This window comes from Coralloluteibacterium stylophorae (assembly GCF_018122625.2).
In the GTDB taxonomy this organism is placed as follows: Bacteria; Pseudomonadota; Gammaproteobacteria; order Xanthomonadales; family Xanthomonadaceae; genus Coralloluteibacterium; species Coralloluteibacterium stylophorae.
The window spans coordinates 74,500-96,951 of sequence record NZ_JAGQFT020000014.1 but is presented as its reverse complement, the minus strand read 5'-3'; the positions used below and the strand labels follow the sequence as shown (position 1 = coordinate 96,951).

General features: G+C 72.6%; 22 protein-coding genes. 12 read left to right on the top strand and 10 right to left on the bottom strand.

Features of this window, described 5'->3' with window-relative positions:
* Positions 1-989: 989 nt before the first annotated feature.
* The gene (locus KB893_RS17000; protein ID WP_211926149.1) at positions 990-1,604 is read right to left on the bottom strand and encodes a TetR/AcrR family transcriptional regulator; all 615 of its coding nucleotides are present in this window, start codon (positions 1,602-1,604) and stop codon (positions 990-992) included.
* Positions 1,605-1,742: 138 nt separating this feature from the next.
* Here KB893_RS17000 and KB893_RS16995 point away from each other — a divergent pair, with 138 nt between their 5' ends.
* The gene (locus KB893_RS16995; protein ID WP_246505743.1) at positions 1,743-2,816 is read left to right on the top strand and encodes an MBL fold metallo-hydrolase; all 1,074 of its coding nucleotides are present in this window, start codon (positions 1,743-1,745) and stop codon (positions 2,814-2,816) included.
* A gap of 1 nt (position 2,817) precedes the next feature.
* Here KB893_RS16995 and KB893_RS16990 read toward each other — a convergent pair whose 3' ends face one another.
* The 3 genes from KB893_RS16990 to KB893_RS16980 form a co-directional block, all read right to left on the bottom strand.
* Positions 2,818-3,507, bottom strand: a complete 690-nt coding sequence (locus KB893_RS16990) for a hypothetical protein (protein ID WP_211926151.1) — start codon at positions 3,505-3,507, stop codon at positions 2,818-2,820.
* Between the two features lie 233 nt (positions 3,508-3,740).
* Complete coding sequence (locus tag KB893_RS16985) at positions 3,741-5,108, bottom strand: alkaline phosphatase PhoX (RefSeq protein WP_211926152.1); 1,368 nt, start codon at positions 5,106-5,108, stop codon at positions 3,741-3,743.
* A 48-nt stretch (positions 5,109-5,156) separates the two neighbouring features.
* Positions 5,157-5,582 carry a MerC domain-containing protein gene (locus KB893_RS16980; RefSeq protein WP_211926153.1) on the bottom strand — a complete coding sequence of 142 codons (426 nt, stop codon included), beginning with the start codon at positions 5,580-5,582 and terminating at the stop codon, positions 5,157-5,159.
* A 42-nt stretch (positions 5,583-5,624) separates the two neighbouring features.
* Here KB893_RS16980 and KB893_RS16975 point away from each other — a divergent pair, with 42 nt between their 5' ends.
* The 4 genes from KB893_RS16975 to KB893_RS16960 are packed head-to-tail and all read left to right on the top strand — an operon-like array spanning position 5,625 to position 8,747.
* Positions 5,625-6,251 (top strand): ZrgA family zinc uptake protein, encoded by a 627-nt coding sequence (locus KB893_RS16975; RefSeq protein WP_211926154.1) that lies wholly within the window; start codon positions 5,625-5,627, stop codon positions 6,249-6,251.
* On the top strand, positions 6,248-6,961 hold the full coding sequence (locus KB893_RS16970) for an ATP-binding cassette domain-containing protein (RefSeq protein WP_338026998.1): 714 nt from the start codon (positions 6,248-6,250) through the stop codon (positions 6,959-6,961). Before KB893_RS16975 ends, KB893_RS16970 begins: the two co-directional genes overlap by 4 nt.
* Entirely contained in the window at positions 6,958-8,235 is a 1,278-nt protein-coding gene (locus tag KB893_RS16965; protein ID WP_211926155.1) for an ABC transporter permease, read from the top strand. Before KB893_RS16970 ends, KB893_RS16965 begins: the two co-directional genes overlap by 4 nt.
* A gap of 14 nt (positions 8,236-8,249) precedes the next feature.
* Positions 8,250-8,747: a DUF3299 domain-containing protein gene (locus KB893_RS16960; protein WP_211926156.1), complete on the top strand. Its 498-nt coding sequence runs from the start codon at positions 8,250-8,252 to the stop codon at positions 8,745-8,747.
* Positions 8,748-8,763: 16 nt separating this feature from the next.
* Here KB893_RS16960 and KB893_RS16955 read toward each other — a convergent pair whose 3' ends face one another.
* The 3 genes from KB893_RS16955 to KB893_RS16945 all read right to left on the bottom strand — a co-directional run bounded on the left by KB893_RS16955 (position 8,764) and on the right by KB893_RS16945 (position 12,059).
* The gene (locus KB893_RS16955) at positions 8,764-9,762 is read right to left on the bottom strand and encodes a copper resistance protein B (RefSeq protein ID WP_211926157.1); all 999 of its coding nucleotides are present in this window, start codon (positions 9,760-9,762) and stop codon (positions 8,764-8,766) included.
* The gene (locus tag KB893_RS16950; RefSeq protein WP_211926158.1) at positions 9,759-11,555 is read right to left on the bottom strand and encodes a copper resistance system multicopper oxidase; all 1,797 of its coding nucleotides are present in this window, start codon (positions 11,553-11,555) and stop codon (positions 9,759-9,761) included. The genes KB893_RS16955 and KB893_RS16950 overlap by 4 nt, the downstream gene beginning before the upstream one ends.
* 114 nt (positions 11,556-11,669) lie before the next feature.
* A complete protein-coding gene (locus tag KB893_RS16945; protein ID WP_211926159.1) occupies positions 11,670-12,059 on the bottom strand; it encodes a CopL family metal-binding regulatory protein in 390 nt (129 codons plus the stop codon).
* A 132-nt stretch (positions 12,060-12,191) separates the two neighbouring features.
* Here KB893_RS16945 and KB893_RS16940 point away from each other — a divergent pair, with 132 nt between their 5' ends.
* From KB893_RS16940 to hemC, 5 genes are read left to right on the top strand one after another with little or no spacing between them, the layout of a single operon-like run.
* Positions 12,192-13,175, top strand: coding sequence for a YihY/virulence factor BrkB family protein (locus KB893_RS16940; RefSeq protein ID WP_211926160.1), 984 nt, complete (start codon positions 12,192-12,194; stop codon positions 13,173-13,175).
* Between the two features lie 57 nt (positions 13,176-13,232).
* Entirely contained in the window at positions 13,233-13,895 is a 663-nt protein-coding gene (locus tag KB893_RS16935; protein ID WP_211926161.1) for an alpha/beta hydrolase, read from the top strand.
* A 44-nt stretch (positions 13,896-13,939) separates the two neighbouring features.
* Positions 13,940-14,971 (top strand): sensor histidine kinase, encoded by a 1,032-nt coding sequence (locus tag KB893_RS16930; protein ID WP_211926162.1) that lies wholly within the window; start codon positions 13,940-13,942, stop codon positions 14,969-14,971.
* A complete protein-coding gene (locus tag KB893_RS16925; RefSeq protein WP_211926163.1) occupies positions 14,968-15,723 on the top strand; it encodes a LytR/AlgR family response regulator transcription factor in 756 nt (251 codons plus the stop codon). The genes KB893_RS16930 and KB893_RS16925 overlap by 4 nt, the downstream gene beginning before the upstream one ends.
* Positions 15,724-15,758: 35 nt before the next feature.
* A complete protein-coding gene (gene hemC, locus KB893_RS16920; protein ID WP_211926164.1) occupies positions 15,759-16,694 on the top strand; it encodes a hydroxymethylbilane synthase in 936 nt (311 codons plus the stop codon).
* 55 nt (positions 16,695-16,749) lie between these two features.
* On the opposite strand, the gene KB893_RS16915 is transcribed toward hemC, so the two are convergent.
* The 3 genes from KB893_RS16915 to KB893_RS16905 form a co-directional block, all read right to left on the bottom strand.
* Positions 16,750-17,556, bottom strand: coding sequence for a DUF481 domain-containing protein (locus KB893_RS16915; RefSeq protein WP_211926165.1), 807 nt, complete (start codon positions 17,554-17,556; stop codon positions 16,750-16,752).
* Positions 17,557-17,677: 121 nt separating this feature from the next.
* Positions 17,678-19,459 (bottom strand): SLC13 family permease, encoded by a 1,782-nt coding sequence (locus KB893_RS16910; RefSeq protein ID WP_211926166.1) that lies wholly within the window; start codon positions 19,457-19,459, stop codon positions 17,678-17,680.
* Positions 19,460-19,579: 120 nt separating this feature from the next.
* Positions 19,580-20,254, bottom strand: a complete 675-nt coding sequence (locus KB893_RS16905; RefSeq protein ID WP_213173920.1) for a hypothetical protein — start codon at positions 20,252-20,254, stop codon at positions 19,580-19,582.
* A 123-nt stretch (positions 20,255-20,377) separates the two neighbouring features.
* Here KB893_RS16905 and KB893_RS16900 point away from each other — a divergent pair, with 123 nt between their 5' ends.
* Both KB893_RS16900 and KB893_RS16895 read left to right on the top strand, forming a co-directional pair.
* Positions 20,378-21,349: a helix-turn-helix transcriptional regulator gene (locus KB893_RS16900; protein WP_211926168.1), complete on the top strand. Its 972-nt coding sequence runs from the start codon at positions 20,378-20,380 to the stop codon at positions 21,347-21,349.
* 1 nt (position 21,350) lies between these two features.
* Positions 21,351-22,307 carry a patatin-like phospholipase family protein gene (locus KB893_RS16895; protein ID WP_211926169.1) on the top strand — a complete coding sequence of 319 codons (957 nt, stop codon included), beginning with the start codon at positions 21,351-21,353 and terminating at the stop codon, positions 22,305-22,307.
* Positions 22,308-22,452 lie beyond the last annotated feature (145 nt).

The following is a 22,452-nucleotide window of genomic DNA, read 5'->3' as shown; positions in this document are numbered from 1 at the left end:
CCGGCCTCGGCCTCGCGCAGGAAGCCGATGATCTGCTCTTCGGAAAAGCGCTTCTTCACGTCCAATCTCCTTGTCGTTGCGGATTGGACTCCAGATCGCAGTGCTACTCAAAGGCGGGGGGACGTCGCAGCCCCTGGAACTGCGCGACATTTTTTATCACTGCGGTCCGCTTCCAGTTGTCGTAGTGCGCGGCATTCTTCTTGGCCGTCAGGGTCTTGCACACCTTCTTCCAAAGGCTGTCGAACGAGCGAGTGCTCCGTTCTCGGGAGTCGTGGCTCTGTGCAATGGTCCTTAGCGTTCGCTCAAGGAGTCGGTCGAGATCGGGCAGCACCTCACCGCTTTCGTACCTTCCGCGATTTCGGGTGAACTTCGACCTGGTGGTGGGAACTACGAGTTGTTCGTGGATGCTTAGTCGCAGATGCGGGTTGGGGAAGCTGGTCTTGCGCATTTGGCTTTAAGGGATTCGAGTGGCTGCTCACCTTAAAGGAGTGCGCGGCACAGACCCAGAGTTCGAGGCGCCGTGCCAAGGGGCTAAGCGCAGCGCTTCGACATAGCGCGATGTTCGACCAAGAGCGCAGGGCAGAAAGTCAGCGCGACTGGTTTGGGTGTCGAGCAGATCGAGCCATTTGCGCACGCGATCGGGCGGCGGAGCCGCCCTTCATTGAAGGGCCTGGCAACGGCTACGGCCGCCGACGCCGGAGACCGGGTCTGGCCACATATCAAGGAGTGGGAGTCGGTGTCAGCTGGAACGTAACTCTGAGGATGTACCCTAAGTTGGCCCTGACTGGCGGTCGTCGGCTTCTCCGGCTCGGTGGGACCTGATCCTAATGCTTCCCGTCAAAAAGTGAGTCAAAATGCGAGTCAGGTTGGACTTGTTAGGGCTGTACTAGTATTTGGTTTCAATAAGTTAAGACATCATTGTGGTTGCTGGTGGGCCCAGTCATGCGCGTCGCGCGGTAGCTGCAGGGCTCGGTCGACGTACCCGCTCCTCAGCCGTAGCGGGCGAGGAACATGTCGATCGCCTCCTCCGCCACACGCGCCTGCTGCGCAGGCGACAGCGGTTGCTGGCTGAGGGTGACCTGCGGCCAGAACGCGAAGCCCTTGACCAGCCCCTGCAACTGCATCGAGGCGAAGGACGGGTCGTCGATCCTGAGCCGGCCATCGGCGGCGGCCGCACGGATCCAGACGCCGAGCCCTTCCTCGCGGTCGCCCATGCGCGCGACCATCGCCTGCGCCCTGTCCGGCGAGTGGATGGCGGCGGCGATGGCGACACGGGCCAGGTCGACGAAGTTCGGGTCGTTGAGCAGGGCGAGCTTCTGCCGCACAAGCTCCAGCAACTGCGCGCGCAGCGGCCGGTCGTGGCGGTAGGCCGCCTCGACGCCGTCCGTGCTGCGCTCCCACAACCGCTGCAGGATCTGCGCGAACAGCGCCTCCTTGCTGGGGAAGTGGTTGTACACGGTGCGCTTGGACACGCCGGCGCCGGCGGCGACGCGGTCCATGCTGGTGGCTTCGTAGCCGCAGCGGCGGAATTCGTCGACGGCGGCATCGAGGATGGCGGCGCGCTTGCGGTCGGTACGGCGGACGGGAGCGGAAGATCTGCTCATGCCTCGATTCTACACCGGGGAGTTTACTTGCTGCGTGGGAGGAAACTACACTGTGTCGTGTAATCGACTGGACAAGATTCCATGCCTCGGCGCTTCCTCCGCCCGCGTCGCCTCCTGCTCCTGACCGGACTCCTCTTCATGACCGCCTGCTCGCTCACCGCCGCCCTGAGCCGGACTTCGATCCCCGCCTACCGGGACTCGCCGCAGTACACCGATGGCACGTTCCGCAATCCGGTGCCGCAGCCGGCCGAGGGGCTGACCAAGCTGCTGCGCATCACCTGGAACATGCTGCTCCACAAGCCGGCGGACGCGAGTCCGGCGGTCGCGCCGCCGGTGGTCGCGCTGACGCCGGCGCTCCTCGAGGCGGCGCCGGACCGCAGCCTGTTCCGCCTGGGCCACTCGAGCGTGCTGCTCAAGCTGCGCGGCGGCTTCTGGATCACCGACCCGGTGTTCTCCGAACGCGCATCCCCGGTGCAATGGCTGGGACCCAGGCGCTTCCATGCGCCGCCGATCGCGCTGGAGGACCTGCCGCCGCTGCGCGGGGTGCTCCTGTCGCACGACCACTACGATCACCTCGACCGCGCCACGATCACCGCCCTGGCCTCGAAGGCCGACGTGTTCCTCGCGCCGCTCGGGGTCGGCGACCGGCTGGTCGCCTGGGGGGTGGACCCGGCGCGGGTGCGGCAGTTCGACTGGTGGCAGGGGACGCGGATCGACGGCGTGCAGTTCACTGCGACGCCGGCCCAGCACTTCTCCGGGCGCACCCTCTCCGACCGCAACGAGACGCTGTGGGCGTCCTGGGTGATCGTCGACGATGGCGACGCCGGGAGCGGCGGGCTGCGCCTGTTCTTCAGCGGCGACAGCGGCTATTTCGACGGCTTCCGCGAGATCGGTCGCCGCTTCGGGCCGTTCGACCTCACCCTGCTCGAGACCGGCGCCTATGACCCGCAGTGGCCGTACGTGCACATGCAGCCCGAGCAGACCGTGCAGGCGCACCTGGACCTGGGCGGGCGCTGGCTGCTGCCGATCCACAACGGCACCTTCGACCTCGCCATGCATCCCTGGACGGAACCGTTCGAGCGGGTGGCCGCGCTGGCCGCGCAACGGGGCGTGGCGCTGACCACGCCGCGGATGGGCGAGCGCATCGATCTGGCGTCGCCGGCTGCCGGCAGTCCGTGGTGGCGCGACGCGCAAACGGCTCGCGGCGACTGACTCACGGCGGCGCAGCCGCGCGACGATCGCGCGTCGGGTCTCCTCCTTCTTCAGGGTCGGCGCCGAGCTCGCGTTCCAGTTCGCGTGCGAGGCGGCGGCGGGCCAGGGCGCTGTGGAGCTGGCGCGCCTTGATCGTGGTCGGGCGCAGGCGCAGGCGGCCGTCGTCGCCGTCCTCGACGATGTAGCGCCTGGACGCGCCGTAGAGTTCGGCGCGGCTGGCGGTCACGGTGACCACGGTGATCTCCAGGCAGCGCAGCGGCATGTCGGGACTGATGCCGGGGTCTTCCGCGCAGGCGCGTTCGATCAACGCGCGGAAACGGCCGATGTCCTTTTCCTCGCCGCTGCCCAAGGGCCCGACGTTGGTCGCGCTGCGGGCGTCCTCCAAGTCGACGTGGTCGTCGTCGCGCAGGTGCTCGTTGCGCTCGGGGATGACGGCGCGCACGGTGGCGCCGTCGCGTCGGGTGAGGTCGAGGATGATGTCGATCAGGTAGACCGGCTCCAGCCCGAGGTTGGTGACGAAGCAGTGGGCGTTCATGCCCTTGCCCGCGCCCGAGGTGATCAGGATCGACGGGCGGTGCTGGCGGCGGTAGCTCGACAGGAAGACGTTGAGGTAGACGATCCAGATCAGCGCCGTCACCCCGGTCATGCCGGCCGAGATCAGCGGCGCGTAGTCGAGGAGGCGGTCAAGCATGCCGGCGATCCCCGGCGGTCTGCCGCTGGGTGGGGGAGGCATCGCGGGACGCGGCGGGAGCGGAGGCGCTGGCGCGCATGGCGGTCGCGGGCAGGGAGGACACGGCCGCCGACTCTGCCGCACCGGGGCGGCAACGCGAGGCGAAGGAGCCGCCGGGCGGACGCTCCGCCCGCACGTCCGCCGACAGCCCTCGACGGGATGCCGTGCGCGTCGGTGGCGCTGGCGATGCGGCCTCAGGCCGGCGCGGTCGTCCACGGCCCGCGGATGGCCAGCGTCCGCCCGGGGCTGTAGAGGTTGACGAACAACGTCCCGCCGTCCGGCGAGAAGCAGGCGCCGGCGAGCTCGGTCTGCGCATGCAGGAAGCCGAGCGGGTAGGTGCTGCCGTCCGGGGTGACGCCGATGAGGCGGTTGACCACGACCTCGGTGTACTGGTCCTCGCAGACCACCAGGTGTCCGTTCGGCGCCACCGTCAGGTTGTCGCCGAAGTTGAACATGTCGGCGTCGGCGGACTCGACGAACACCTGCACCCGGCCGGGCGCGTCCTTCTCGCCCGGGTGGCCCTCGACCGGCGACGGCCGGTAGCGCATTACCTGGCCGTAGCCGGCGGCGCCGCCCGAGGTGCAGCAGAAGAAGAATTCGCCGTCGCCGTAGTGAATGCCCTCGCCGCGCGCGAAACGCACCGCACCGGCCGCGTGGCCGCGCAGGCGCAGGTCGTCGGCGGGGCTCTCCACCTCGTCCAGGTCGATCCAGCGCGTCTCGTGCCAGGCGCCGATGTCCCACGGCCTGCCGCTCCAGTTGCGCGCATCCGCCGGCACCTCGCGCGTCGCCAGGGCCAGCGCCTGCAGGCGGCCACCGCGCGCCAGCTCGCCGCGCGCCGCCGGCAGGAAGCGATAGAACAGGCTGTCGTCGCGGTCTTCGGTGAGGTAGACGATGCCGCTGCGCGGATCCACGGCGGCCGCCTCGTGGTTGAAGCGGCCCATGTCCTTCAGCGGGCGCGGTTCGACCGGGCCGGTGGCCGTCGCCGGCACCTCGAACACCCAGCCGTGGTCCCGGTCGACGCCTTCGCCGGCGCGGGTGACGTCCTCCTCGCAGCTGAGCCACGAGCCCCACGGCGTGGTGCCGCCGGCGCAGTTGCGGATGGTGCCGAGCAGGGTCAGGTGCTGCGACTCGATCTCGCCGGTGCGGGTGTCGTACACCAGGTTGGTGGTGCCGCCGGGAAGCGGGCGTCCCTCGCCGTCGTGGTCGAAGCTCGCCACGCGCGCACCGCGGCGGCCCGCCAGGGCGCCGACCTCGTGCTGCGCAACGCGCAGTTCGTGGTTGCGCACCAGCAGCACGCGCCGGGCGTCGAGTGCGAAGCTGCCCATGCCGTCGAAGTTGTCCGGCACCACGAAGCCGTCCTGCATCCGCTCGCCCACGCGCGAGACGACGCGGTAGTCGAAGCCGTCGGGCAGGTCCAGGACGCCGGCGGGGTCGCGGCGCAACGGACCATAGCCGGCCGCGACCCGGCGCGGCGCCACCGGCGCGAAGCGGCCGCTGGCGAGGGCGAGGCCGCCGAAGGCGGCGGTGGTGAGGCCGAACATGAAGCGTCGACGGGTCGTCACGTGGATCTCCTGATGCCTGGTGCACGCGCAGCATGACGTGCGTCTGTGTCAGCTCGTGCGGCATCCGAGGCGCGCGTTGACGAGGTGCGCCGCCACCAGCAGCAGGCCACCGCCGAGCACCACGCCGCTGCCGACGAAGGGCATGTAGTGCACCCGGCTGAACACGCCGACGCAGACCAGCACCAAGCCGGGCATGCCGAGCAGCACGGGCAGCCGCCGGCGGTGGCGGCGCCAGCCCAGCGGCAACGCGAGCAGGGCCGCGCCGATCGAGACCACCGCGAGCGCGATCTCGATCCCGGTCAGCCAGGCGATGTGCTCGGCATAGCGCGCGCGCTGCAGCCACAGCAGCGGATGGAACAGCAGCAGGGCCGAGACGGCTGCGCAGTGCAGGCCGCAGACCAGGGACGCGGCGGCGCCGATGCGGTCGTAGAGCGGCGACCAGCCTCCGCGCGGCAGGATTCGGGTCAGCGGCATAAGAGTTATAAGATAACATCTCCGAATCGGATCCCCATGCCCATGTCGCGCCATTCCGTCCTGTTCCTCGGCGCCTTCGCCGCCTCCCTCGTCGCCGAGCCGGCGCTCGCGCAGCAGCACGCGCACGAGCACGGCGTGGCGCATCTCGACGTCGCGACGGACGCGGGCCGCGTCGACATCCGCCTGCAGGGCGCGGGCGACGGCTTCGTCGGTTTCGAGCACGCGCCGCGCGACGAGAGCGAGCGCCGCACGGTCGCGGCGGCGGTCGCGACGCTGCGCCGGCTGGACGTGCTGCTCGACCTGCAGGGCGCCCGCTGCACCCTCGCCGAAAGCGAGGTGGCACCGCCGGCCGCGGAGACCGCCGGACACCATGATCACGAGCACGAGCACGAGCACGAGCACGAGCACGAGCACGAGCACGAGCACGAGCACGAGCACGACCACGACCACGACCACGACCACGACCACGACCACGATCACGCCCGGCATGGCGACTGGTCCGTCGCCGCGACCTTCGCCTGCGCGGACGGTGTGCCGGCCGCGCTGGACGCGGCAGCGCTCTTCGATGCGCTGCCGCGGCTGCGGGAGATCCGTGTGCAGGCGATCGGCGCAGGCGGGCAGGGCGGCGGCACGCTGCTGCCCGGCGCCTCGCGGCTGGAGCTGCCGTGAGCGCGGGCACCGCCGATGCGCCGGCGCTGGAGGTCCGCGACCTGCGCTTCGCCTATCCGGGCAGCGCCTGGACGCTCGCGGTCCCGGCGCTGCGGATCGCCCGCGGCGAGCGGATCTTCCTGCACGGGCCCAGCGGCAGCGGCAAGAGCACCCTGCTGAACCTGGTTGCCGGCACGCTGCGGCCGGATGCGGGCACGGTCCGGGTCGCCGGTCGCGAGGTCTCGGCCCTGGGCGGCTGGCGGCGTGACCGCGCGCGGGCGGACTCCACCGGCATCCTGTTCCAGCAGTTCAACCTGATGCCGTTCCTGTCGCCGGTCGACAACGTGCTGCTGCCGTGCCGTTTCTCGGTCGAGCGCCGGCGCCGCGCCCGGGCGCGCTTCGGCAGCCTGGCCGCGGCGGCGAGCGAGCTCCTGCGCCGGCTGCGCCTGCCGGAGGCGACCTGGACCCGGCGCGCCGGTTCGTTGTCGGTCGGCCAGCAGCAGCGCGTGGCCGCGGCCCGGGCGCTGATCGGCGAACCGGCCCTGGTGATCGCCGACGAGCCGACCTCGGCGCTGGACGTCAGGGCGCGCGACGACTTCCTCGAACTGCTGTTCGCCGAATGCGACGTCGCCGGCAGCGGCCTGCTGCTGGTGAGCCACGATCTCGCCATCGCCCGCCGCTTCCATCTGGTCGAGTCGCTGGCGGATCTGCAGGCGGAGCGGGCGGCATGAACCCGGCCCTGTTCGTGCTCGCCTGGCGCAGCCTGCGCAACCGCGCCTTCATCGCGGGGCTGACGGTGGCGACGGTGGGCCTGGCGGTTGCCCTGCTGCTGGGCGTGCAGCGCCTGCAGACCGAGACCCGGCAGGCCTTCCTGCGCTCGGTCTCGGGTACCGACCTCATCGTCGGCGCGCGCTCGCATCCGGTGCAGCTGCTGCTGTACTCGGTCTTCCACCTGGGCGACGCGACCAACAATCTCGGCTGGGATGCCTACGTCGATCTCGCCGACGACCCCGCCGTCGCCTGGGCGGTGCCGGTGTCGCTGGGCGACTCGCACCGCGGCTTCCGGGTCGTCGGCACCACCGTCGACTACTTCCGGCGCCTCGGGTTCGCCGGCCGGCAGGGCCTGGCGTTCGCACAGGGCGAGGCGTTCTCGGCGGATCCGCGTGAGAGCGTGGCGCAGGCGGTGGTCGGTGCCGATGTCGCCGAGCGCCTCGGCTACGCGCCCGGCAGCGAGATCGTGCTCGCGCACGGCACCGCGCGGGTCGCCCTCAACCAGCACGACGACCACCCGTTCCGCGTCGTCGGCGTGCTCGCCCGGACCGGCACCGCCGCCGACGGCGGCGTCTACGTCTCGCTGGCGGCGATCGAGGCCATCCACCTCAACTGGCGCAGCGGCACCCGGATCGGCACTGCGCCCGATGCCGCGACGCTGCCCGACGCGGCGCTGCAGCCGCGGGCGGTGACCGCGGTCTTCGTCGGCCTGAAGAGCCGCCTGGCGACCTTCGCCCTGCAGCGCACGCTCAACGAGTACCCGGACGAGCCCTTGACCGCGATCCTGCCGGGCGTCGCCCTGCAGCAGCTGTGGAGCATGCTCGGCACGGTCGAGCGGGCGATGGAGGCCGCCGGTGCGGCGGTGCTGGCGGCGGCGCTGATGGTGCTGCTGACCACGGTGCTGGCGACGCTCAACGAACGCAGGCGGGAGATGGCGATCCTGCGCGCGGTCGGCGCCGGGCCGTGGCACGTGTTCGGCCTGCTGCTGATGGAGGCGGCCCTGCTCGCGCTGGCCGGCGGCGCGCTGGGCCTGGCCATCGTCGAAGTCGGACTGCGCCTGGCCGCGCCGTGGCTGCAGGCGCGCTACGGCCTCCACCTGGGCACGTCCGGGGACCTCGGCGCCGGGCTGCAGCTGCTGGGCTGGATGGTGCTGGCCGGGCTATTGCTCGGCCTGCTGCCGGCGACGCTGGCGTATCGCCGCTCCGTGCAGGACGGCATGACCGTGACGCAATGACGATGAGGTTCACCATGACAACTCCCCCCGCCACGGCGCTGCCGCGCCGCCTGTTCGCCGTCCTCGCGCTCGTTCTGGCGACTGCGCCCGCCGCGGCGCGCGACATCGGCTGGCTGGAACTCATGCCCAGGGACGAACTCCAGGCGCTGGAGGCGATGGACGACATCAGCCACAGCGGCGCCGGCCCTGCGATGAACTTCACCTCCGAGCGCACGGTGGCGGAGATGGCGGGCGTGCAGGGCACGATGGCGGGCTACATCGTGCCGCTCAACGTCGACGCCCAGAACAGGATGATCGACATGTTCCTGGTGCCCTACTTCGGCGCCTGCATCCATGTGCCGCCGCCGCCGCCGAACCAGCTCGTCTACATCAAGCCGGAGACGCCGCAGCCGATGGGCGACATCTGGGACGCCTACGAGGTCACCGGCACGCTGCGCATCGAACGCGCCGCCAACGAGGTGGGCGTGGCTGCCTACACCATGGACCTCGAGTCGCTCGAGGTCATCGACTAGGCGCCGCGCCCCGCCGTCAGAACCAGAAGCGCAGGCCGGCGACGACGCGGGTGTCGTGCTCCGGCCCGCCGTCGGCGCGCCGCAGGTCGGCGCTCCCGCCATGGGTGCGTTCCCAGGCGATGCCGAGGTAGGGCGCGAAGCGGCGGGTGACCTCGTAGCGCAGCCGGAAGCCGGCCTCCAGCGTGGCCAGGCCGCTGCCGATGCCGCGCCGCGGATCGTCCTCGCCCCAGGCCTCGGCCTCGACCTGCGACTGCAGGATGAGGCGGTTGGTCAGGAGCGTCTCGTACTCGACCTCCACCCGCGCCGCGGTCTGTCCGCCCTCGCCCACGTAGGCGGTCGCGGACACCTCGAACATGTAGGGCGCCATGCCCACCACGCCGATCCCGGCGAAGGTGCGGCCGGCGCCCGGCGCGATGTCGTGGCGCAGGCCCGCGACCAGGTCCCACCAGCGTGCGACGGGGCGTCCGTACATGAGCTCGAGGTCCGCGGACTCGGTGTGTCCGCCCGTGCGCTCGCCCTCGCTGCGCAGCCACAGCCGGTTCCAGTCGGTGCCGACCCAGCCCTGTGCTTCCCAGGCCTGGCCGCTGGCCTCGTCGCCGTGCCACGTCTCCAGCCGGTTGAACTGCAGGAGGCCGACCACGCGCTGGTCGTGGGTGGCGTGGCCGTGCAGGTCGGGGAAGGCGGCGGCACGGTCGGCGTCGGTCGGCATCGGGACCGGGAGGCCGGTCGGCGGCGGCGCCGGCACGGCGGCGGCGTGCTGCGGGTCGACTGCGTGCGCCGCGGGATCCACGGGTACGGCGTGCCCGTGGGCGTGATCCATCGCCGGGCGATCGTGCCCGGCGTGCTCCGCGGCCGGCGGATGCCGGTGCTGGCCGCCGTGCCCGGTGTCCGCGTCCTGCGCGGCGGCGTGGGACGCGTGGTGCCGCGCATGCTGCGCATGGTCCTGCGCCTGCGCCGCGGCGGCGGGAAGCGACATCACCAGCAGCGCGCCAGCGAGTGCGGTCGGCGTGCTCATTCCTCGACCCTCACTTCGCGCATCATCCCCGCCTCCATGTGGAACAGCAGGTGGCAGTGGTAGGCCCAGCGCCCGAGCGCGTCGGCGCGGACCCGGTAGCTGCGGCGCGTGCCCGGCGGCATGTCGACGGTGTGCTTGCGGACCATGAAGCGGCCGTCGGCGTCCTCCAGGTCGCTCCACATGCCGTGCAGGTGGATGGGGTGGGTCATCATCGTGTCGTTGACGAGCACGATCCGCATGCGCTCGCCGTAGTTGAGGCGCAGCGGCTCGGCGCCGGAGAACTTGATCCCGTCGAACGACCACACGAAGCGCTCCATGTGCCCGGTCAGGTGCAGCTCGAGCGTGCGGCCGGGCTCGCGGCCGTCCGGGTCGGGGAAGGTGCTCCTGAGGTCGGCGTAGCTGAGCACGCGGCGGCCGTTGTCGCGCAGGCCGATGCCGGGATCCTCGAGCCGGGGCATGGGCGTCATCGTCTGCATGTCGACCAGGGGATTGCCGCGTTCGCTCTCCGGGTGCGCGGCCGCCGTCGCGTCACGGTGGCCGCCGTGGTCGCCATGCGCCGCATGTGCCGGGGACGCGCCGGCATCCGCCGGCGTCGCCGCCCCGTGCCCCCCGTGCCCCGCGTGCCCATCATGCATGCCGCCGTGGCCCATGTCGGCCATCGACAGGATCGGCCGCGGATCCACCGCGGGCACCGGTGCGCGCAGGCCGTGGCGGGTGGCGAGCGTGCCGCTGACGTAGCCGGTGCGGCCCAGGTCCTGGGCGAAGATGGTGAAGGCGTCCTGCCCGCCGGGCTCGACGATGACGTCGAAGGTCTCCGCCGCCGCGATCCGGAATTCGTCGACCGTCACCGGGTGCACGGGCTGCCCGTCGGCGGCGACGACCCGCATCGCCAGGCCCGGGATGCGCACGTCGAAGTGGGTCATGGAGGAGCCGTTGATGAAGCGCAGCCGCACCTTCTCGCCGCGGCGGAACAGCCCGGTCCAGTTGCCGAGCGAGGTGGTCCCGTTCATCAGGTAGGTGTAGGTGAGGCCGTTGACGTCGGACAGGTCGGTCGGCGTCATCCGCATCTCGCCCCACATGCGGCGGTCGCGCAGCGTCGCGGCGAGGCCGTCGCTGCCGGCGTCGCGCAGGAAGTCGGCGACGGTGCGCTTATAGAGGTTGTCGTGGTCGGGCATCTTCTTCAGACGCTCGAACAGGTCGACCGGGTCCAGGTCGGTCCAGTCCGACAGCAGCACCACGTGGTCGCGGTCGTAGGCGACCGGTTCGGGACCGGCGGGGTCGACGATGATCGCGCCGTAGACGCCGGCCTGCTCCTGGAAGCCGGAATGGCTGTGGTACCAGTAGGTGCCGGCCTGGCGCACGTCGAAACGGTACTGGTAGGCCTCGCCGCGGCCGATGCCGTCGAAGCTCAGGCCCGGCACGCCGTCCATGTTCGCCGGCAGCAGGATGCCGTGCCAGTGCAGCGAGGTCTGGTGGCCGTGGATGGAGCCTGGCGGCAGGGCGTTGGCCACGCGCAGGGAGACCGTCGTCCCCTCGCGCCAGCGCAGGGTCGGCGCCGGCAGCGAGCCGTTGACGGTGACCGCGGCGCGGGTGCGCCCGGTGAAGTTCATCGGCGTCTCGCCGATGACCAGGTCGAACTCGGTGCCGGCCAGCATCGGCGCGGCGGATGCCGCGTGCGCGTGCGCGTGCCGCGGCTGGAGGCCGAGCGCGCAGGCGGCGCCGCCCAGGGCCAGTCCCTGGACGAAGCGGCGCCGCGCCGGCTGCGGGGCGGCAGGGGGAGTGCGGAACGACATTGCGACCTCGTGGAATGTCCGGAGCGACCGCGCGGACGCGGCCGGGCGTACCGGCGCGCGAACGGCGGCGGCAGGTGAGCGCGGGCAGGACGGCGCGCGGGCGCCGCGGGAGGCTCAGGCGATCGGAGGCCGAAGCGGATCGGCCGGCGCCGGCGCCGGATGCGCCCCGGGCCGTCGCGGCGGCACCGGCGTGCGCAGGAAGCGCACGCCTGCCGTCGGCACGGCCGTCGGCGCGCCGGCACCGGCATGCGTGCAGGCGCAGCGGCAGGCGTCGGACCGGCAGCAGTCGTCGTCGTGCTTCGCGGCAGCGCCGGCCGCGTCGGCGGCCGGACCGTGCCCGGCGTGGGTGCGGGGCACCGCGGCGTCGTGGCAGGCCGCGCTGGTCCTGGTCGCATGCGCCGTCGCCTGCGCCATGCCGTGCGCATGCGTCGCCGCCAGCGCGCGGCCGGAGCCGTCGGCGACGAGGGCGATGCACAGCAGCAGGCGGAGCAGGGTGCGGATCACGGAAGCGGAAGGCGGCTCGGCGCCGGGCTGCGGCGGATGGCGCGGCCCGCGATGATAACGCGGCCCTCGCCGCGCCGCCCGCGGCCGGCGCCCGTGCACGGCGTTGACATCCGCCTGCCTAGGCTGCCGCGCATGAGCATCTCCGCGATCAAGCCTTGGTTCGGCCGCGCCTTCGACGTGGTCAAGCGCACCGGCGGCAACTTCAGCGAGGACGAGCTGATGACCCGCGCCGCGGCGCTGGCCTTCTACACCGCGCTGTCGCTGGCGCCGCTGCTGGTGCTGCTGCTGTGGATCGTGTCCTCGCTCAGCCCGTCCTGGCAGCAGGGCCTGGTGCAGGACCTCAACGAGCTGGTCGGGCCGCAGGCCTCGCAGGCACTGGCGCTGGTGATCGAGAACGCCGACGACCGCCCCGGTGTCGGCAGCCTGGCGGGCTGGATCGGCCTGGCGGTGACCCTGTTCGGCGCCTCGGCGGTGTTCGCCCAGCTGCAGGACGCGCTCAACAAGGTCTGGGGGGTGAAGCCGCGGCCGGGCAAGGCGGTCACCGCCTTCCTGCGCGCGCGCATGCATGCGATCGGCCTGCTGCTGACCCTGGCCTTCCTGCTGATCGTGTCGCTGTGGGCGAGCACCCTCATCGCCATGTTCGTGCCCGGCGACACGATCGCCTGGCGGATCGTCGAGGCGCTGGTCTCGCTGGCGCTGTTCGCGCTGGTCTTCGCCGGCATGTTCAAGGTGCTGCCGGACGTGATCATCCCCTGGCGCGACACGATCTACGGCGCATTGCTGACCGCGCTGCTGTTCGCGGTGGGCAAGTTCGGGATCGGCCTCTACCTCGACCATGCCGACGTCGGCGGCGCCTACGGGCCGGCCGGCGCCCTGGTGGTGCTGCTGGTGTGGGTGTTCTATTCCGCGGTGATCCTGCTGCTCGGCGCCGAGCTCACCGAGGCGGTCGCGGTGGTGCGCGGCAGCCAGCTGCGTCCCAGCGAGCATGCGGTGCCGCTGCGCGAGAGCGGCAGGCGGGTGGTGGTGAGCGCCGCGCCGCCGGAGGTCGACACCGGCGAGGTGCCGACCTTCCGCCGCGATCCGGACGAGTTCCCCTACGAGGGTCCGCCGCGCTGATCCCCGCTCGCCGTCGCGATGACCGACAATCGGCGTCCCCCACGGCGAGGCCCGCGCATGCTCGAGACCCTGGAACACGTCACCCGCCCCGACCCGACCTGGAGCGTCGTCTGGCTGCATGGCCTCGGCGCCGACGGCCACGACTTCGCGCCGATCGTGCCGGAACTGGTGCGCCCGGAGTGGCCGGGCATCCGCTTCGTGTTCCCGCACGCGCCGGTGCGGCCGGTGACGGTCAACAACGGCACGCCGATGCGCGCCTGGTACGACCTGCTCGGCTTCGACATCGCCAGCCGCCAGGACGCGCCGGGCATCCGCGCCTCGATCGCGGAGGTGGAGCGCCTGATCGCGCGCGAGGGCGAGCGCGGCATCGACCCCGGGCGGATCCTGCTCGCCGGCTTCTCCCAGGGCGGTGCGGTGGCGCTGGCGACGGGGCTGCGCCGCCAGCGGGCGCTGGCCGGCGTGGTCGCGCTGTCGACCTACCTGCCGCTGGCCGATTCCGCCGCCACCGAGGCGACCGCCGCCGGCCGCGGCACGCCGGTGTTCATGGCCCACGGCAGCCAGGATCCGGTGGTGGGCGAACGGCTCGGCCTGCTCAGCCGCGATGCGCTGCGGGATCTCGGCGTCGACGTGGCCTGGCACAGCTATCCGATGGCGCACCAGGTGTGCATGGAGGAGATCCAGGCGCTCGGCGACTGGATGCAGGTCCGCTTCGCCGGCTGACCGCGCGCGTGCGCAGCGCCCGTGCTGGCGTAGGCTCTGGCGCCATGCCGCCCATGGACGAGCCCTGGCTGCCCGACTTCTGCCGCCCCGCACGGCTGGCGGCGGTACTGCTCGCCGCAGAGGCGGTGGTGGCGGTGCTGGCGCTGGCGCCCGGCGGGCTGTCGCGCTGGCGGTTCGAGACCTTCACCGAGGCCAGCGCGCTGGCGCTGTGGATCGCGCTGACCAGCGCGGTCCTGCTGTGCCTGAGCCGGCGCGCGCTGGCGCGCCTGCCGCTGTGGGCCGGGGCCGGCCTCGCCTGGCTGCTGCCGGCCGCGGTGGCGATGGCCTGCATGGCGCTGCTCTACCAGATCGAGCTCGGCTCGGACGCCGGCCTCGGACTGCCGGAGGGGCCGGCCCTGCCCGCGGTGCTCGGCAGCGGTGCCCTGGCCGCGCTCGTGAGCGCGGCGGTGCTGCGCTACTTCTACGTGCGCGAACAGTGGCGGGCGCAGGTGCGGGCGCACGCCGAGGCCGAGGTGCGCGCGCTGCAGGCGCGGATCCGGCCGCATTTCCTGTTCAACAGCATGAACACCATCGCCAGCCTGGTACGGATCGACCCGCGCACCGCCGAGCACGCGGTCGAGGACCTGGCCGAGCTGTTCCGCGCCGCGCTCGGCGCAGGCCAGGGCGAGGCGACGCTGGCCGAGGAGCTGCACCTGGCCGAGCGCTATCTCGCGATCGAGGCCCTGCGGCTGGGGCCGCGGTTGCGGGTGGCCTGGGACCTGGTCGAGCCCCTGCCGCGCACCCTGGGCCTGCCGCGCCTGGTGCTGCAGCCCCTGGTCGAGAACGCGGTGCTGCACGGCGTCTCCCAGCTCGAGGCCGGCGGCGAGATCCGGATCGCGGCGCGCCTGGAGGCGCGGCTGCTGCGGCTGGAGGTCGGCAATCCCGCGCCGGCGACCGCGCCGGCCGCCCCGGTCAACGGCCACGCCCAGGCCAGCATCGCCCAGCGCCTGCGGCACCGGTTCGGGCCGACGGCACGGATGACGACCGAGCGCGGGCAGGACTACTATCGATGCAGGCTGGAGATTCCGGTGTCATGAAGATCCTGATCGCCGACGACGAACCCCTCGCGCGGGGCCGCCTGCGCAGCCTGCTGAGCGAACTCGGCGCCGACGAAGTGGTGGGCGAGGCCGAGAACGGACGCGAGGCCCTGGAGCTGGCCGAACGCCTGCGGCCCGACCTCGTCCTGCTCGACATCGCCATGCCCGGCCTCGACGGCATCGCCACCGCGCGCCAGCTCGCGGGCATGCCGGGCATGCCGGCGGTCGTGTTCTGCACGGCCTACGACCAGCACGCGCTGTCGGCCTACGACGCGGCCGCGATCGACTACCTGCTCAAGCCGGTCCGGGCCGAACGCCTGGGCGAGGCGCTGGCCCGGGTGCGCACGCGGCGGCTCGACGGCCATCGCCACGACGGCGCCGGCGACGCGATGCCGCTCGACGGCGTGGCGCAGGCGCCGTCGCGACGCCAGCACCTGTGCGCGCGCCTGCGCGGCACGCTGCGCATGATCGCGATCGAGGACGTGCGCTACCTGCAGGCCGAGGAGAAGTACGTGGTCGTCCACCACGGCCGTGGCGAGGACCTGGTCGAGGAGCCGCTCAAGGCGCTGGAGCAGGAGTTCCGCGACCGCTTCGTGCGCATCCATCGCAACTGCCTGGTCGCGCGCAGCCAGATCGTCGAGCTGCGGCGCGGTGCCGACGCGCGGGTCAAGGCGGTGCTGCGCGACGGTACGCCGCTGGAGGTGAGCCGGCGCTGCCTGCCCGGCCTGCGCGAGGAGCTGCGCAACCTCTGAGGGCGGGCGGCGACATCGGCGCTTACACTATGCCGATGCCTGTTCCCGTTCCTTCCCGGCTCCGCCTCGCCACGCGCAAGAGCGCGCTGGCGCTGTGGCAGACCGAGCACGTCGCCGCGCGCCTGCGCCAGGCGCATCCCGGCCTCGAGGTCGAACTGGTGCCGATGTCGACCCGCGGCGACGAGGTGCTCGACCGTTCGCTGTCGGCCATCGGCGGCAAGGGTCTGTTCCTCAAGGAACTCGAGATCGCGATGCTGGAGGGCCGCGCCGACGCCGCCGTGCATTCGCTCAAGGACGTGCCGATGGAGCTGGACGGCCCGTTCGCCCTGGGCGCGGTGCTCGAACGCGCGGACGCGGCGGACGCCTTCGTCAGCGTCGCCCATCCCGACCTCGACGGCCTGCCGGAGGGCGCACGCGTGGGCACCAGCTCGCTCCGGCGCAAGGTCCAGCTGCGCGCCCGGCGACCGGACCTGCGCATCCTCGACCTCCGCGGCAACGTGCTGACCCGGCTGGGCAAGCTCGACGCCGGCGGGTACGACGCCATCGTGCTCGCCTGCGCCGGCCTGCAGCGCCTCGGCGTGGCCGGGCGCATCACCGCCCGCCTCGACCCGCCGGCGTGGGTGCCGGCGGTGGCCCAGGGCGCGATCGCGGTGGAGTGCCGCGCCGACGATGCCGGCACCCACGCCCTGTTCGCCGCGCTCGACCACGCCCCGACCCGCGCCCGGATCGCCGCCGAGCGCGCCATGAACCTGGCCCTGCACGGCAGCTGCCATGCGCCGGTCGGCGGCTATGCCGAGCTCGACGGCGCGCGCCTGCGCCTGATCGGCCTGGTCGGTTCGGAGAGCGACCCGGCGCTGCTGCGCGGCGAAGCCGAGGGCGACGCCGCGGCGCCGGAGGAACTGGGGCGTCGCCTCGCGGCGGACCTGCTGGCCCGCGGCGCCGACCGCCTGCTGCACGCGCTGCCGAAATGACCAGGGCCGCCCGGAGGCGGCCCTGTCGTCGGTGCCGGCGCGTAACGCGCGCCCGCTACTCGAAGTCGTAGACCAGGTTCACCGTGGTCAGGCGGTCGGTGTTCTCGCGGCCGTCCTGCACGTCGGTGTTGTGCCGCGCCTGGAAGCCGGCCTTCAGCGCCATGCGCTCGGTCATGGTCACCTGCAGCCCGAGGTCGTTCTGGGCGAAGGTGTTGTCCTGGCCGGATTCGACCAGCAGGGTGTTGATCAGCGAGGTGTTGTCGGTCAGCGGGTAGCGGAAGTCGACATAGCCGCGCGCGATCGGCCCGTTCTCCGTCTCCTCCTCCTCCACGTCGCGGGCACGGCGATAGCCCGGACCGGCTTCCAGCGCCAGGAAGCGCCCCGCGTCGTCGCGCATCAGCACGCGCCCGTAGGCCACCGCGAACGTCGACTGCCAGCGGTAGGCGGCGAAGTCGTCGTGCTCGTGGCGCAGCGAGGATTTCCAGTAGGAGACCTCGTTGTACTTGATCGCGCTGGAGGCGCCGACCTGGTAGCGGTTGGCGGTCGTCTCGCGCACGCGCTCGGGCTCCTCGTCGGTGCCGATGTTGACCTCGCTGCTGGCGCGCAGGCCGGTGAGGTTGAACTCGTGCCGCCAGTCGCGATCCTCGTAGGCCACGCGCAGCTTGGCGTTGGCGTTCTCCGAGGTGCTGTTGCCGCGTGCCGCGGCGAAGCCGAGTTCGCCGGTGCCGGTCCAGCGGGCGGTGTTGCCGGGCTCGAAGTTGAAGTTCGGGATCGCGACCGTGCTCGAGGTCTGGGCGAAGGACGCGGGCGCGAGCACCAGGGCGGGCAGGATCAGGAACCGAAGGCGGCGGGCACTCCGCATCGTATGTCTCCTTGGGGGAAGGCACCGGGCCGGCGCCGGTATGAAAACGTTTTCAGCGCGGCAGTGTAGCGGTACCGCCGCCGCCGGCGTTGACGCTGGATTAACGTGAATCCGGTCGCGCTCAAAGCGGCCAGAAGCGCGGGATGAACATCACCGCCACCAGCCAGAACAGCACGTTCAGCGGCACGCCGATGCGCACGAAATCGGTGAAGCGGTAGCCGCCGGCGCTGTAGATCATGGTGTTGGTCTGGTAGCCGACCGGGGTGGCGAAGCTGGTCGAGGCGGCGAACGCCACCGCGACCAGGAACGCGGTCGGGTTGGAGTCCAGGCCCTGCGCGGTGGCGATGGCGATCGGCGTCATCAGCACCGCGGAGGCGTTGTTGCTCATGGCCTCGGTCATGAGCGCGGTGATCGCGTAGATCGCGGCGAGCGCCGCCACCGGGCCGAAGTCGCCGACCAGGGCCACCGCGTGCTCGGCCATCCAGGCGGCCGCACCGGTGTTCTGCATGGCGATGCCCAGGGGCAGCAGGCCGGCGAGCAGCATGATCACGCGCCAGTCGATGGCCTCGTAGGCTTCCTCCGGCTTCAGGCAGCGGGTCAGCACCAGGGCGATGCAGCCGACGATGGCCGCGGCCATGATCGGCAGCCAGTCCAGCGCGGCGGCGCCGACCACCGCGACCATGATCCCGGTCGCGATCCAGGCCTTGCCGGTGCCGCTGTCCGGCTCCTTCTCGCTCAGCACGATGACGCTGCGATCGCCGCGCAGCGCCGCGACCTCGGCCTTGGGCACCAGCGCGAGCAGGACGTCGCCGACCTCGAGGGTGACGGTCTTGAGCTGTTCGCGCAGGACCTCGCTGCGCCGGTGCAGGGCGAGGATGGTCGCGCGCCGGTACCAGCCGGCGTCGACGTCGGCCAGCGCGCGCCCGTGCAGGCGCGAGCCGGGCGCGATCATCACCTCGGCCAGCACCTGGTCGGCGTCCTCGAACTGCTGGTCGTGCAGGACGAACTCGGGCTCGTGCTCCAGCCTGGCCTTGTCGCGCAGCTCGCTGACCTTGTCCCAGTGCCCGCGCACCAGGAGGATGTCGCCGGCCTCGACCCGGGTCTGCTTCGGCGCCCAGACCTTGCGCTCGCCGCGCAGCAGTTCGAGCACCGAGACGTTGTAGGTCTCGCCCAGCCGCGCCTCGGTGACGGTCTGGCCCACCAGCTTCGAATCGCTGGTGACGTGCAGCTCGGTGATGTACTTGCCGAGGTCGTAGGTCTGGGTCAGTTCGGCGGTGCGCCGGCTCGGCAGCAGCCAGGGGCCGACCAGCATCACGTAGCTGATGCCGACGGCGGCGGTGATCAGGCCGAGCGAGGTGAACTCGAAGAAGTCGAAGCCCGGCAGTCCCACCGCCTGCGCCATCGAGTGCACCAGCAGGTTGGTGGATGTGCCGATCAGCGTGCACACGCCGCCCATCTGCGCCGCGTAGGACATCGGGATCAGCACCTTGGACGCCGAGAAGCCGTTGCTGGCCGCGATCGCGAGCACCATCGGCAGGAACACCGCCATCGCCGCGGTGTTGTTCACGAACGCGCCGAGGCCGACCAGGGTGAGCATGAGCACCAGCACGAACAGCCATTGCTGCCGGATGCGCGCGAACAGGCGGCCGATCGCGCGCATCGCGCCGGTGCGCTGCAGCGCCGCCGAGAGCACGAACATCGCCGCCACCGCGATGGTGGCCTGGCTGCTGAAGCCGCTCACGGCCTCGGCCGGACTCAGGATCCGGCCGGGCACGAACAGGCCCAGCACCAGGAGCGTGGCCAGCACCAGCATCGCGATCAGGTCCACCGACAGCTTCTCGCTGACGAACAGCGCGATCGCACCGGCGAGGACGCAGAGGACGAGGATGGCTTCGAGGCCCATCGGGGCTCCAGCGGGAAAGGGATGCGCACGGAGCGCGGGCGGAACGATACAGGAGGCGTGCCTGCGGCCCGTGCAGGCGCTGGACCGAGCGCCGGCGCCGGCTATCCGGAAAAGCCCTCGCTACAGCTCGAGATCCCGCCGGTCGCAGCCCTCCGCGACCGCGCCCACGCCGGCCCGCGAGGCCGCCGCGGCGGGATCGTCGGCGCGGTGCCAGGCGCCGCCGGCGCGCGCGGAACGCGCCGCGGCGCAGGGATCGCCGCCGCCGAAGAGGAGGGCGCCGGCGGCGCCGACCACGTCCCGCGGCGAAGTCGGGTCGCGCATCGCGAAGCCGACGGCGTGCGGTGGCGCCTGCCCGGGCAGCGCGCGGCCGGCGCGCGGGCGCGGTCCGGTGGCGGTCGTGGCGCACGCGCGCAGGGTCGGCTCGGTCCAGCCGCGCCGGGGCGGCGTGGCGTCGACGACGCCGGCGGCGGCGGGCGGCGCATCCTGCGGTGCGGGCGGAGCCGATGGCGCGTCCGCTGGCGCCTGCGCCCGTTCCCGAGGAGGCGGTGCGGACGGTCCGTCCGGAACGGGCTGCAAGGCGGGCGGTGCCGGTGAGGGCGGCGGCGCGGCCTGCGCCGCGACCAGGGTGAGCCGCCGCGGCGACTCGACCGCGGCCGGCCTCGCCGGCGCCTGGTAACGCACGCCCTGCAGCACCGCCGCGTGCAGGGCCAGGCAGCCCAGCGCGGCGGCGATGCGCACGCGCCATGTCTCCCGTCGCGCACGGCGTTCCGCGCCGCTGCCGTCGTCCCTGTGCATCGCCACCTCCTGTGCCGCGCGCAGGCTAGCCGCGGGCGCGGCGGCCGTGTGCTAAGCCGGCGTTACGCGCGCAGCCGTGCCGGGCGCTACCGGCTGCAGCCGCAGGACTCCATAATCGGGCGCATGGACCGATACGAGCGCATCCTCGCCCTGCATCGCCGGCTGAAGTCGGCGCGTTACCCGGTGTCGCTGCGCGCGCTGATGGACGAGGTCGGCTGCTCGCGGGCCACGCTGTACCGCGACATCGCCTACCTGCGCGACGCGCTCGGCGCGCCGATCGAGTCGAGCGAGGGCGAGTCGGGCTTCAAGTACGACCCGCACGAGGCCGAGCGCTTCGAGCTGCCCGGCCTGTGGCTGTCCTCGGACGAGCTGCACGCGCTGCTCGCGGCCTACCAGCTCCTGCACAACGTCGGCCCGGGCGTGCTCTCAGGCGCGCTGGCGCCGCTGCGGGCGCGGATCGAGTCGCTTCTCGCGCAGCAGGCCGGCGGCAAGCGCTGGCCGGTGGAGCGCGTGCGCGTGCTCGCCTTCGGCGTGCGCAGGATGGACGAGGTGGTGTTCCGCACCGTGGCCTCGGCCGTGCTCGAGCGCTGCCGGCTCGGGTTCGAGTACCGCGCGCGCTCGACCGACGAGCGCACCCGCCGCACCGTGTCGCCGCAGCGGCTGACGCACTACCGCGACAACTGGTACATGGACGCCTGGGACCACGAGCGCGAGGCCCTGCGCAGCTTCGCCCTGGACCGCATCAGCGCCGCGCGCAGCATCGACGAGGCGGCGCAGGACGTGCCCGACGCCGAGCTCGACCGCCAGCTCGCCTCCAGCTACGGCATCTTCTCCGGGCCGCCCAAGGCCTGGGGCACGATCGTGTTCTCGGCCAAGGCCGCGCGCTGGGTCGCCGACGAACACTGGCATTCCAAGCAGGAGGGCCGCTTCCTGCCCGACGGCCGCTACGAGCTGCGCCTGCCTTACGGCAACGCCAAGGAGCTGCTGATGGACGTGCTGCGCTACGGCGCCGACGCCGAGGTGGTCGATCCGCCCGCGCTGCGCGAGCAGGCGCGCACCATGCTGCAGCTCGCGCTTGCCGCCTACGAGCGCTGAGATGGACGCACGCGTGCGTCCGGACCGGGTGGAACGGGGCGGGGTCGAGCCCGGCGGCGCGCGTCCGCGCGTGGCCCTGGTGCTGGGCGCCGGCGGGGCGCGCGGGCTGGCGCACGTCGGCGTGATCCAGGCGCTGGAGGCGCGCGGCTACGAGATCGCGGCGATCGCCGGCACCTCGATGGGCGCGCTCGTCGGCGCCATGTACGCCGCCGGCAAGCTCGACGAATACCGGGCCTGGGCCTTCGCCCACGACAAGCGCGAGATCATCGGCCTGCTCGACTTCGCCTACGGCCAGGGCGGCCTGTTCAAGGGCGAGCGCATCATCGGCGCGCTGCGCGAGATGGTCGGCGACATCGACATCGAGTCGCTGCCGCTGCCCTACGTCGCGGTGGCCACCGACATCCAGACCCAGCGGGAGCTGTGGCTGACCCGCGGCTCGCTGTTCGACGCGGTGCGCGCCTCGATCGCCATCCCCGGCATCTTCACCCCGATCACCATCGCCGGCCGCGAGCTCGTCGATGGCGGCCTGCTCGACCCTCTGCCGATCGCCGCCACCCGGCACGCGCTGGTCGACCTGGTGGTCGCGGTCGACGTCAACGCGCGTTCGCCGCGGCGCCTGCCCGGCCTGCCGGCGGAGCCCGAGCCCGAACCCGAGCCGCTGGACGTCGGCGGCGGCCCGCGCGCCCGCATGGCCGCCCTGCTCGGCGGGCTGCTCGAGCGCCGCCGTCCCGGCGAGCCGCCGCGTCCGGGGATGCTCGACCTGATGCTGCGCTCTCTCGACACCATGCAGGGCCAGATCTCGCGCCTGCAGGCCGCGCTGGACCCACCCGACGTGCTGGTGCGGGTGCCGCGGACCAGCGCCAACTTCTACGAGTTCTGGCGCGCGCGCGAACTGGCCGAGCTGGGCGAACGCATCGCCGGCGACGCCCTCGACGCCCTGGTCGAACGCGGCAGCTGAGCGGGGCCGGGCCCGCGCGGGCCATGAGGGCCGGGGCCGGGCACGGGGCAGGAGCAGGGCTCGGGGCACGGGTCACGGGGCCGGCTCCACCCCGCGGGTCCCGCTTCCCGAGTCCCGCTCTCTCGATCCCAGGCCCGGGACGCGC